Annotated in this window: 6 protein-coding genes; 4 read left to right on the top strand and 2 right to left on the bottom strand. The window is 67.9% G+C overall.

All coding sequences use genetic code 11. The features are described 5' to 3' along the window. The first annotated feature begins 55 nt into the window (after positions 1-55). From MNQ95_RS06435 to MNQ95_RS06450, 4 genes are all read left to right on the top strand, one after another. A complete protein-coding gene (locus MNQ95_RS06435) occupies positions 56-2,839 on the top strand; it encodes a TonB-dependent receptor (protein WP_241954158.1) in 2,784 nt (927 codons plus the stop codon). Positions 2,840-3,103: 264 nt separating this feature from the next. Continuing rightward, the gene (locus MNQ95_RS06440) at positions 3,104-6,277 is read left to right on the top strand and encodes a TonB-dependent receptor (protein ID WP_241954159.1); all 3,174 of its coding nucleotides are present in this window, start codon (positions 3,104-3,106) and stop codon (positions 6,275-6,277) included. 162 nt (positions 6,278-6,439) lie between these two features. Beyond that, positions 6,440-7,504, top strand: a complete 1,065-nt coding sequence (gene pelA / locus MNQ95_RS06445; protein ID WP_241954160.1) for a pectate lyase — start codon at positions 6,440-6,442, stop codon at positions 7,502-7,504. Positions 7,505-7,558: 54 nt separating this feature from the next. Then, positions 7,559-11,374 (top strand): LamG-like jellyroll fold domain-containing protein, encoded by a 3,816-nt coding sequence (locus MNQ95_RS06450; RefSeq protein ID WP_241954161.1) that lies wholly within the window; start codon positions 7,559-7,561, stop codon positions 11,372-11,374. A 168-nt stretch (positions 11,375-11,542) separates the two neighbouring features. Here the strand turns inward: MNQ95_RS06450 and MNQ95_RS06455 are convergent, their stop codons facing one another. Together MNQ95_RS06455 and MNQ95_RS06460 are read right to left on the bottom strand one after the other, a co-directional pair. Continuing rightward, complete coding sequence (locus MNQ95_RS06455; protein WP_162408169.1) at positions 11,543-11,824, bottom strand: hypothetical protein; 282 nt, start codon at positions 11,822-11,824, stop codon at positions 11,543-11,545. Positions 11,825-11,888: 64 nt separating this feature from the next. Next, complete coding sequence (locus tag MNQ95_RS06460) at positions 11,889-12,812, bottom strand: rhamnogalacturonan acetylesterase (RefSeq protein WP_241954162.1); 924 nt, start codon at positions 12,810-12,812, stop codon at positions 11,889-11,891. Between the last annotated feature and the right edge of the window lie 95 nt (positions 12,813-12,907).

Consider the following 12,907-nt stretch of genomic DNA (forward strand, 5'->3'; position numbering starts at 1 on the left):
TGGACCTGAGCCATTCCGACCTTCGCGATTCACCGTATTTCCTTTGGGAGGGGATATGCACACCCGGAACACTCGCCGGAAGACACCGGTTACCCTGCTGGCCGCCTCGATCGGCCTCGCGCTTTACATGCCGTCCTCGTTCGCCCAGGAAGCCGCTGCGGCGCAGGATCCGGCGCCGCAGGCGACCGCCGAAGTGGCGACCGACCTGGACACCATCGTCGTCACCGGCTACCGCGCCAGCCTCGAGCGTGCGCAGGACATCAAGCGCGGCGAGATCGGCATGGTCGATGCGGTCGTCGCCCAGGACATCGGCAAGTTCCCGGACCTGAACCTGGCCGAGTCGCTGCAGCGCATCCCCGGCGTGGTCATCAGCCGTGACGGCGGCGAAGGCCGCCAGATCACCGTCCGCGGCCTGGGCCCGGATTTCACCCGCGTGCGCCTGAACGGGCTGGAAGCGCTGAGCACGGTCGGCAGCACCGACGGCCAGGGCGGCACCAACCGCGGCCGCGGCTTCGATTTCAACGTGTTCGCTTCGGACCTGTTCTCGCAGCTGGTGGTGCGCAAGACCGCATCGGCCGACGTGGACGAAGGTTCGCTGGGCGCCACGGTCGACCTGCGCACCGCACGCCCGTTCGACTATGACGGCTTCACCGCCGTCACCAACGTGCAGGCCAGCTGGAACGACGCCGCCGGCGCCGCCAGCCCGCGCTTCGCCGGCATCATTGCCGACACCTGGGCCGACGGCAAGTTCGGCGCCCTGCTCTCGGTCGCCTACTCCGAGCGCGAGACGGTCGAGGAAGGCTCCGGCACGGTGCGCTGGGCAAACGGCCCGGCCAACGGCGGCTTCAACCCGAACTCGGCGTTCAAGCCGGCGCTGCAGGCCGACGTCTTCGCGCCGCGCTTCCCGCGCTACACGCTGATGGAGCACGACCAGCAGCGCCTGGGCGTGACCGGCGCGCTGCAGTTCCGCCCGACCGACAGCACCCAGTTCAACCTGGACATGCTGTACTCGAAGATCGACGCCGAGCGCCGCGAGAAGTACATCGAGGCCAACGGCCTGAGCAAGACCGGCGCGGCCGGCAAGTCGCAGATCCTGGTCAACGACGGCGTCGTCCAGAACGGCGGCCTGGTCTACGCGCAGATGGACAACGTCGACATCCGCGCCGAACACCGCTACGACGAGTGGGCGACCGAGTTCCACCAGATCAGCCTCGATGGCGAACACGAGTTCTCCGACAGCTTCACCCTGTCGGGCAAGATCGGCACCTCGAAGTCGGACCACAGCAACCCGGTCCAGGCGACGGTCATGATGGACAAGCTGGACGTCGACGGCTACAGCTACGACTACCGCGGCAACATGAACAAGCCGGTGTTCAACTACGGCGTCAGCCCGACCGACCCGAACGGCTGGACCCTGTCCACCATCCGCCTGCGCGAAAACTACGTCACCAACGAGTTCGACACCGGCGAGCTGGACTTCAGCTGGGTGTTCGGCCCCTCCTTCACCCTGAAGGGCGGCATCCAGGCCAAGGACTACAGCTTCGATTCGATCGAGCGTCGCCGCACCGCGACCGAGACCATCGTGCCGACGTTCCCCGGCGGCACCACCGTCGTGCCGGCCAACATGACCGAGCTGGCCAGCCTGCGCGGCATGACCGGCAACCCGGGCACCTGGGTCGTCCCGAACTTCGACCAGATTGTGGACCTGTTCGGCGTGCTCAGCGGCGAAGGCACCTTCGCCCTGTCCAACTACGCGCCCAGCGACCGCAGCGTGGAAGAGGAAGACCGCGGCGCCTGGCTGATGGGCCAGTTCGCGGCCGACCTCGGCTCGATCCCGCTGTCGGGCAACTTCGGCGTGCGCTACGTCAAGACCAAGCAGTCCTCCACCGGCATCGCCACCGCCAGCGGCGTGCCGACGGCGGTCACGGTCGATCGCGAGTACAGCGACACCCTGCCGTCGCTGAACCTGGTCGCCGAGCTCACTCCCGACCTGCTGCTGCGCCTCGGCGCCGCCGAAGTCATGTCGCGTCCGGGCCTGGGCAGCCTGACCCCGGGCGTCACCGTCAGCGTCAGCGGCAGCGCGCGCACGGTCAGCGGCGGCAATCCGCTGCTGGATCCGACCCGCGCCACGACCGCCGACCTGGGCCTGGAGTGGTACTTCGACGAAGGCGCGATGCTGGGCCTGGCGGTGTTCTACAAGGACATCGACAGCTTCATCCAGAACACCCGCGAATCGCGCGTCTACGCCGACAGCGGCCTGCCGGCCAGCCTGCTCGACGGCACCACCGCCACGGTCAACGACGAGTTCGTGTTCACCGTGCCGATCAACACCCCCGGCGGCGACCTGACCGGCCTGGAGTTCAACTACACCCAGCCGTTCACCTTCCTGCCGGGCATCTGGCAGAACTTCGGCGTGCAGTTGAACTACACCTACGTCGATTCGGAGATCCAGTACCTGCTGTCGAGCGGCGTCGCCGCGCAGAAGACCGCGATGACCGGCCAGTCGAAGAATTCGTGGAACGCCACCGTGTTCTACGAAGGCGAGCGCTTCTCCGGCCGCATCTCGGCGACCAACCGCGACGACTTCCTGATCCAGGTGCCGGGTACCGAGACCGGCTTCAACAGCGCGGCCAACGGCGTTCACGGCCAGAGCGGCACCACGGTGCTCGATGCCTCGGTCCGTTACAAGCTGGCCGACAACGTCGAGCTCAGCCTGGAAGGCAGCAACCTGACCAACGAGCCGCAGGAATCGTGGGTTTCCAACCCCAACGTCTCGCTGCCGCTGGAATACAGCGAGACCGGCCGCACCTTCCTGCTGGGCATGCGCTACACGTTCTGATCCTGTCCATGCAGTCGTGATGCAAGCCGGGGCGGCCCGACCGCCCCGGCTTTTTTTGTCCGCCGCCCGCGCGGTCCGGCCCGGCGGAGTGCACCGATCGCGTGCGTCCAAGGTGCTGCGCTGCAAGATGCCAACCCTCCGGGGCGCTGTTAGTTTTGCCTTTGACCATCGGTGTCATCGACACCAGCCATCGCCGGAACCACGGTATCGCCGTCCGATCCGGCTCCACGCCTGCGCAACGACACTCCTGGGAGGGAAAACCCGATGCAGCATCACGCCAGTCTTCGGAAGACACCGGTTACCTTGCTTGCCGCCACGATCGCCATGGTGCTTTCCGCACCGGTCGTAGCCCAGGAAGTGGAAGCGCCCACGCCCGGCGAGAACATCGCCGACCTGGACAAGGTGACCGTCACCGGCTACCGGCAGAGCCTGCAGAAATCGCTCGACGAGAAGCGCTACAGCACTGAACAGGTGGACGCGATCTTCGCCGAGGACATCGGCAAGTTCCCCGACCAGAACCTGGCCGAGTCGCTGCAGCGCATTGCCGGTGTGTCGATCGACCGCGAAGGCGGCGAAGGCCAGCGCATCTCGATCCGCGGCCTCGGTTCGGATTTCACCCGCGTGCGCCTGAACGGCCTGGAGGCGCTGGCCACCGCCGGCACCGGCACCGGTGGCGTCAACCGCAGCCGCGGCTTCGACTTCAATACCTTCGCCTCCGAGCTCTTCAGCCAGGTCAAGGTCAACAAGACCCAGTCGGCGCAGATGGACGAAGGCTCGCTGGGTTCGACCGTGGACCTGCGCGCCTCGCGCCCGTTCGACTACGACGGCTTCCGTGCGTCGGCCAGCGCCCAGGTCGGCTACGGCGAGCTGACCGAGAAGTTCGACCCGCGCATCTCGGGCCTGGTGTCCAACACGTGGGCGGACGGCACCTTCGGTGCGTTGCTGTCGGCGTCCTACAGCAAGCGCAACGTGTACGAGGAAGGCTACAACCCGGTGCGCTGGGAGCACGGCAACCACCGCAACTCCAACCAGTCCACCGCCGCCAACAACGGCACCTACGGCTTCTGCTCGCCGGTCGGCTACAACCCGCAGACCCCGCGCAACCCGCTGGCCAACGAGACCCCGGCCGGCAGCGGCTCGCAGGCCAACCAGGACCGCAACAACGGCTGGGGCAGCTTCGGCATCACCTCGACCACCTGCGGCACCGGCCTGCCGCGCCCGGCCAACACGCCGGGGAACATCGCCGCCTACGAGACCGCGACCAACGCCTGGCTGCCGCGCTACCCGCGCTACATCCGCACCGCGCACGAGATCGAGCGCATCGGCGTGACCGGCGCGCTGCAGTGGAAGCCGTCCGACGACACCGTGCTCAGCTTCGACGCAATGTATTCGAGCCTGTCCAAGGACCAGCGCGAGGACTCGCTGGGCGCCAACCTGCACCGCGCCGCCAACCTCGGCGGCAAGACCCAGATCGTGGTGCGCGAGGCCGAGGTCGACAGCATGAACCGGCTGACCTACGGCGTGTTCGACAACGTCGACTTCCGCACCGAGTCGACCGCGATCGAGGAAAGCACCGAGTTCCAGCAGTACAGCCTGACCCTGGAGCAGCACATCAACGACTCCGTCCGCCTGGACGCGCAGATCGGCCACTCCAGCTCCGATTACGAGCGCCCGGTATTCTCGCTGGTCAGCTTCGACAACCAGAACATGGACGGTTTCGTCCTGGACCTGCGCGGCGACCCGGACATGCCGCGCATGACCTTCCCGTTCGCGCTCAACGATCCTTCGGCGTGGTCGTGGCTTGGCTATGGCGCCGTGCCGGTGAACAGCAACGGCACCGCGCGCGGCACCAACATCAGCGAGGTCCGACTCAACCCGCAGTATGTCGAGAACACGTTCGACACGGCCAAGGTCGACCTCGAGTTCACCCTCAATCAGACCTTCACCCTGCGTGGCGGCCTGGCGTACAAGAGCTACGACATGAGCTCGGAGGAGTACCGGCACATCAGCTACGGCCGCCTGGCGCAGGCGCTGCCGGCCGGCGTGGGCGTGGGTGACCTGAGCACCACCCTGGATGGCTTCGGCAACAACCTGTCGGGCGCCCCCGCCAGCTGGCTGGTGCCGGACTTCAACAAGGTCGCCGAGCTGCTGGACATCTACTGCAACTGCAACAGCGGCGCGCTGGGCGGTGATTACCGCCTGGCCAGCGTCGGCCACTTCGGCGCCTCCAACAACAACTTCGAGGTCAACGAACGCAGCCTGGGCAGCTACCTGCAGCTGGACTTCAACACCGAGCTGCTCGAGCGCGCGTTCCGCGGCAACGTCGGCGTGCGCGTGGTCAACACCCAGATCACCGCTTCCGGCTGGGCCCCGTGCGCGGCGACCAACCCGGCGCAGAATTCCGAGAACTGCGAGGCCTTCTTCGGCGTGGCCAGCGCCACGGCCGCGGCCGGCGACCGCTACCTGGTCTCCACCGAGGTCACCCACGACTACCAGGACGTGCTGCCGGCCCTGAACGTGGCCTGGGACCTGACCGACGAACTGGTGCTGCGCTTCGGCGCGGCCAAGACCATGGCCCGTCCGGCCCTGTTGTACCTCTCTCCGGGCGTCAGCGGCGGCCCGACCCAGTACTTCGACGACGGCCGCACCTACTCGATCAACCTCGGCAACCCGCAGCTGGAACCGTTCCGCTCGACCAACTACGACCTGATCGCCGAGTGGTACTTCGCCGAAGGCGCGCTGCTGTCCGGCGCGATCTTCTACAAGGACATCGAGAGCTACATCCAGCGCACCCGCCTGCTGAGCACCTGGGAAGACATGGGCTACCCGCTGGACCTGCTGCCGGCCGGCTTCGGCCCGGACACCGTGTTCAACGTGCAGAGCTACTTCAACACCCCGGGTGGCCCGTTGAAAGGCTACGAGCTGACCTACCAGCAGCCGTTCACCTTCCTGCCCGGCGCATGGCGCAACTTCGGCCTGCAGCTGAACTACACGCATGTCGAGTCCGAGATCACCTATCTGTTCAGCACGGCGGCCAACAGCAACACCACCGTCGTCACCCAGTACACCAACAACGACCTGATCAACCTGTCGCCCAACTCGTACAACGCGACGCTGTACTACGACGACGGCCGCTTCAGCGCCCGCCTGTCCACCAGCTACCGGGACGGCTACATCAGCGAGATCCTGACCCGCGAGAACGTCTGGGACCTGGACGGCAACCAGCTGATCACGCCGGACGTGACCGGCAAGGACTCGGTGCAGAACGTCGACTTCAACATGGCCTACCGGTTCGGCGACAACCTGACCCTGACCTTCGAAGCGATCAACCTGACCGACACCGCCGATTCGCGCTACGTCGACTCGACCCTGAAGATGCCCGACCGCTACACCGTCAACGGCCGCCAGTACTTCCTCGGCGCGCGCTACAAGTTCTGACCTGATGGCCCGCTCGCGAACGGCCTCCCCCGGGCGCGAACGGGATCTCCACTCGCGTCCGCCGGCGCTCCGGCGCCGGCGGACCGCGGGTGGCCCGTGCTGGAAGATGCGCACCGGGGCCCGCCGCCACGCGGCGGTTCCCGACCCGTGGAGACCCTGCCGATGACGCCTTCGATCTACCCGCGACTGCTGCTGGTGCTGCTGGCCGCGTTGCCGGCCGCCCGCGCGAGCGCGGCGGCGCCCACGCACGCGGGCGATCCGGTCGCCGAGAACATGCTGTTGCTGCAGACGCCTTCCGGCGGCTGGTCCAAGCACTACCGCGAGAAGAAAGTCGACTACGCGCGGACCTACGACGCAGCCGAACGGGCCGCGCTGCACGCGCCAGGCCGCCACGACGATGCGACCCTGGACAACGAGGCCACGACCCGCGAGATCGCCTACCTGGTGCAGGCGCATGCGCGGACCGGAAACCCGGCCTACCTGGACGGTGCGCGCCGCGGCGTCGAGTACCTGCTGCGCGCGCAGTACGCCAACGGCGGCTGGCCGCAGTTCTACCCGGACCACTCCTCGTACCGGCACCAGATAACGCTCAACGACGATGCGATGGTCCATGCGATCGGCCTGCTGCAGGACATCGCCGATCGCCGCGGCGACATGGCGCTGCTGGCTCCCGAGTACGGCCCCCGCGCCGCTGCGGCCGTGCAGCGCGGCCTGGACAGCCTGCTCGCCCTGCAGGTGCGGATCGATGGGCAGCCGACGATCTGGGCCGCGCAGTACGACGAGACCACCCTGCAGCCGGCCAAGGCCCGCGCCTACGAGCTGCCATCGCTGGCGGTGGCCGAGTCGGTGGCGGTGGTGCGCCTGCTGATGCGCCAGCCCCGACCGGACGCACGCACCGTTGCGGCGATCGAGTCGGCCGCACGCTGGCTGGAACAACACCGCCTGCCCGACCTCGCGCTGCACCGTTTCGACGCCCCCGCCGAGGAGACCGGCAAGGACGTGCGGGTGGTCGCCGAACCGGGCGCCTCGCTGTGGGCGCGCTTCTACGACCTGGAACGGCAACAGCCGTTGTTCGTGGATCGCGACAGCCGGCCGGTGCGGTTCGCCGACCTGTCCAACGAACGCCGGACCGGCTACGGCTGGTACGGCACCTGGCCGGAGAAGCTGCTGGCACAGGAACTCCCGCGCTGGCGCAAGGTCCATGCGGCCGGCGACGCGGCGCCCTGAGGCCACCCATACTCACGCTCATGCAAGTGGAACACCGATCCGATGACTGACCCGATGCGTCCCGCCCTGCTCGCCGTCCTCGTTGCCGCCACCCTGGCTGCCGCGCCCGCCCATGCCGGCAACGACGTCGACCGCACGCCACAGCTGCTGTTCCGCGTCTCGGCCGACGAGGGCTTCGTGGCCGACCACGCTGGAGGCGAAGCGGTACCGAACTTCCAGGACCGGGTGAAGATTGTTCCGACCGGCGTGCAGGGTGGCGCGATCGAATGGGCCGACGACGGCGTACTCGCCTGGAATGCGCCGGGGAACATTTTCGCCGAGCGCGGCACGCTGTCGTTCTTCTGGCGCCCGCGCTACGCAGTGGGCGAGGCGCCGTTCGTGATCTTCCGCGTCGGCTATGCCGACCACAGCAGCTGGGACATGGCCTGGCTGCGCATCGACTGGAACGGCCACGGGTTCGATGCCTTCGTCACCGACGCCAACCTGGCGCGCACGCGGGTGTCGTTCAAGCTCGACAAGGCGCCCGGCCCGGAGGACTGGATGCACCTGGCATTCGCCTGGGACGAAACCCAGGGCGTGCGCCTGTACATCGACGGCAAGGAAGTGGCCAAGGTCGACACCACCGCCGACTACGATGCCGCGCTCGACCAGCTCGGCCTCGCCGGACGGGTGATGGCGCCGTACCAGGTGCAAAGCCGCTACAACTTCCTGCGCGGCAGCGACTTCGACGAGATCCGCGTCTACGACCGCATGCTCGACGCGCCGGCGATGGCGACGCTGGCCCGGCGCGGCGATTTGGCCCGCGCGGTAGCGGCGACATCGGTGGCGATTGGCGACACCGCGCTGCGGGCTGCCTGGCAGCACCGCCATGGCTGGGACCACGGCGCGCCGCCAGCGCTGGCGTCGGCGACGACCTCGATCCGCACGCTCGGCTTCGCCGACGTCAAGGACAAGAAGCAGTGGATGTGGAAGGGCACCGACGGGATTCCCGAGACCACCTGGCCTGGCGTGTACAACCGCTCGCGACTGGCGGGACGCGATGACTACTTCCAGCTGCCGGACTGGAACACCTACGTCGAAGGCGGCCAGGCGCTGGACCTGGCGATGCCCGACGAGCCGTTCAACCGCATCGAGATCCGCGGGGCCGCGTATGGCAAGGCCAGCCACGGCACCGATGTCGCGCACCAGGCTGCGCTGTTCGAGCGTCCGCAGGGCATCGTGCGCAGCGTCGACCAGTTCGCGCCACGCAAGGGCGGCCATGTCCGCTTCACCAACACCACGCCGGAAACCCCGATCCAGGAGATCTGGGCCTACAACGTGACCGATGCGGCCGAGCCGCAAGGCACGGTCAAGCAGACGTATCTCGTCGACAGCAAGGTGCTTCCCGACTACGGCAACGTGCAGGCCTTGCAGCAGTACATCGACGGCCGCTTCCTCCCGGGCGCACGCAGCACGGTGATGGCGCTGCCCAAGGGCGCCGGTTCGCGCAAGCGGAGTGACGGCACCCTGCCGGCTTCGCCAGAACCAATCGTGCACGTGCTCATCCCGTCCAGCGTCGGCGACGCGCCCGCCGCGCAACCGCTGATCCGCAGCTGGGCGCACAGCTGGGAAAACATGTACGACGGCCTGGATGGCGTGGCAATCGACATCCCCGCGCTGGACCTGCCGGCGACGCAGGACGGGCTCATCCCGCTCAACATCCGCATCAAGGATCCGATCTGGCCCGCGCGCGACATGATCGACGTGTCGGTGTCGGTCAAGCCGGGCCAGAAGCGCACGCTGTGGCTGGACCTGCGCGATCGCATCCTCACCGCCGACAGCCTGTGGATCAGCGTCGCTTCGGCCACGCCCGGCTTCAACGCGGCGTCACTCGATGGCGCCGAGATCCGCCTGGTGTTCAAGGACCGGGCGGAAGCGAAGAAGGAGCACGTTGCCGACCGCTTCAACCAGGTGCGCGACAACTGGGGCTTCCTGGTCGAGGAGCACACCACCTCCAAGCGCCAGCGCCTGTACGCGCGCGTCCATGCCGACCTCTCCGACCTGCTGCGCGTCGATCCTGACCACGAGCAGGGCCGCCAGTACTGGAACTACATCAGCTACAACAGCCAGGGCCGACCGGCGTTCACGCTGCCGCAGGCGCCGAAGGGCGTGCCGCAATGGGCGTTCCTGCAGACGCAGGACATGCAGTACGTGCGCCGCTTCATTGACTGGTGGATCGACAACCGCCAGGTCGAGTACGGCGATTTCGGCGGCGGCCTGTCCGACGACTCCGACCTGGTGCAGCAGTGGCCGGGCGCGGCGCTGATGGGCATCAAGCCCGACAGGCTCAATGCGTCGCTGACCGCCGTATCCGATGCGATCTACCGCAACGGCATGTTCGCCCACGGCCTGAGCACGATCGAAACCGACGAACTGCATGCCTACGAGGAAGGCATCAACGCCAACAGCGCGATGCTCTACCTCAACTGGGGCGATCCGCTGACCGTCGAGCGGCTGATGGAAACGGTCAAGGCCTACGACGAGAAGATCATCCTGCCCAATCCGCAGGGCCACCTGTTGTGGTCGAGCAACTGGTTCGGCGGCAACAAGGTCTACCGCGACCCGAACTGGCAGTGGCAGAAGCCCTATTCGTTCCCGGCGCTGCATCCGGCGTTCCTGGTCGGCGACTGGAATGCCGATCCGACCGGTCGCAAGCTGGTCACCGGCCTGGCCGACGGATACCTGGCCCACGCCTACACCGCCGAAGACGGCACCTGGGTGTTGCCGAACGAAATCAACTGGGCCACCGGCAAGACGCGCGGCGGCGAACTGATCAGGGGTTCGGGCGGTGGCGACACCATGCACCTGTTCTGGACCGCCTGGCGCTGGACCGGCGACGAGCGATATCTCAAGGCGCTCGACTACCGCGCCGGCCGCAGCGGGCCGGGCAGCCTGTCCAACCTGGGCGAGAACTACATCGGCGTGCTCGGCCGCCAGGACGATTGGGGCAAGGCACTGGTCGCCGCCGCGGACAAGGGCGATACCGGTTTCGCCAGCCTGGCCGCCTGGCAGGAAACCGGCGACAAGAAGTACCTGGAGGCGATGCACGCCGAATCGATCGAGCTCAAGGCGCTGCGCGAGTACATGGTCACCGAGGGCCACTGGTGGTCCGATCGCGTGGAATCGGCCAGCGAGCTTCTGCAGCGCGAACGCCTTGGCGGCGTGGCGCTGGAACGCAACCAGTCGTATCCGGGGCATACGGTGAGCTGGCGTTTCGCCCGCGAAGGCGGCGCCGAGCAGGTCGCGATCCTGATGCCCGACGCACGCCGCGACCGCTTCAAGGTGATCGGCTTCAACCTCGACGGCAAGGCGCATCCGGCGACGCTGACCGGCTGGAACGTCGAACCGGGAACCTGGCGCATGACGTCGGGCGTGGATCGCGATGGCGACGACCGCATCGACGGCAAGGCGTCCACGCGCGAGTTCGCGCTGGAAAAGAGCGGGTCGGTCGACGTGCTGTTGCCGCCGATGCAGACGGTGGTGATGGAGTTCGAGCTGATCGAGAAGGGCACGGCCGTGGAGACGCGTCCGGACCTGGGCATCGGCCGTGGCGATGTACGCGTGGCCGGCGATGCGGTCGAGGTGACCGTGCACAGCCTGGGCCACGTGGCGACCGGCGCAGGTTTTGCGGTGCTGGAAGACGCGCGCGGCCGCGAGCTGGCGCGCGTGGCCGTGCCGGCGCTGGCCGCGCCGACCGACCTGCTGCCCAAGACCACGACGGTGTCGCTGCCGCTTGGTGGCCGCAAGGCCGAGGGCCTGTTCGTTCGCGTGGCTCTGGAAGGCCAGGCCGAGGAAGTCACGCACTTGAACAACCGGCGCTCGGTGCACTGAGTTCGGCGTGAGCGCAGGCAAACGAAGAAGGCCGGGCTTGCCCGGCCTTTTTTTTTTGTGGGAACTACGCGCCGCGAACCCCAGGTTGATCTTGGCGACGTAGAGCCGGGCTTGACCGGCTGCTTTTGCTCGGAAACGGCGACGAAGATCAGCCGGGCAAGCCCGGTTCTACAAGGGCAGCGCCTTGGTCAAGGCGACCGTCGCCAGCGCCGCGACCAGCCACGCGGCCACGCGCTTGAGCAACGCCGTATCCAGCCCGTCGCGGGCGGCCGACTCGCGCGGCGTGTTGAAGCCCACGACCAGCGCATGCGCGGGCAGCGCGATCACCAGCAGGAAGGCGAAGATCCAGTTCAAGGTGTCATCACCCAGGCGTGGCCAGAGCAGCGGCATCACCACGCCCGCGAATACACCCGCCAGCGCGGCGGTGACGGGCGTGGGCGTGATCTTCATGCGCGGCATCCTGTCCGGTTGTTTCCGCAGTCTAACGGTCGCGCGAGGGAAGCCGGGTCGTCCTTCATGGAATCAGGTTGCGTCGCAGCGCCGGCACCTGCCGCGCGAGTTCGTCGGCGACGGTGGCGGCGAAGAAGTCCGCGCCCTCGCGACCCAGATGGGTGTAATCGAACGCGGCCTTGGGCGTACCCATCGGCTCGACCGCGGCATTGTCCTGCGCCACTGCGCGCGTCGGCGTCGGCTTCGCCACCGCATCGACCGTCATCGGGGGCGGTGCGCCGATGGTGGTGCCGGCCTGTGCGGCGGTGACCTGCGCGGGGAGCGGCCGCGCCTGGGCGAAGCGCATCGCCTGGACCGGACCCATGCCCTGCACCGCGGCGACGCTGCGCGCGTGGAGGTCCACCAGCGGCACATCGAGTTCGGCGGCGACCTTGCGCGTGGCGTCGGCCCACGGGGCGAGATCGTCGATGAGCACGCCGTCCTTGAACTGGCGCCGGGTCAGCGGGGTCAGCAGCACCGGCACGGCACCCGCAGCGCGTACTTCGCGAACGTAGCGGCGCAGGTTCTCCGGGAACTCGGTCGCCAGGTCGGTCGAACGGCCGGGCTTGCCCGGCTGGTCGTTGTGGCCGAACTGGATCAGCACATACACGCCACCGGCGTAAGCATCGCCGCGCATCTCGTGCAAGGCGATGTCCCAGGATCCTTCGGCGCGGTAGTTGTAGGTGCTGCGCCCGCCGCGGGCCAGGTTCACGCAGGCCAGGAACGAGGCCACGTGGTCGGCGCAGAACGACGGGCCCCAGCCGCCCTGCACCGCGGTGGTCGAATCGCCGACCAGGATGATCTTGCTGGCGCGGATGGGCGTGACTGGCGGCCGTTCGGCCACCGACGGATCGACCGTGGCCTGGCTGGCGGCGGCACAGCCCAACAGCAGCAGCAATACGGGCAAGCGGGAAAGGCGGCGGCGAGCGGCGGTCGAAGGGTCGGGCATGGCGTCTGGTCTGGTTTCGGAAGAGGTCCGGCGGACCGGGACCGGAGTGGACTATCGGTGTCATCCGGCCATGGCGAACCACCCGCGGACAATCC

Origin of the sequence: Pseudoxanthomonas daejeonensis, from assembly GCF_022637495.1 — a bacterium.
Classification (GTDB): domain Bacteria; phylum Pseudomonadota; class Gammaproteobacteria; order Xanthomonadales; family Xanthomonadaceae; genus Pseudoxanthomonas; species Pseudoxanthomonas daejeonensis.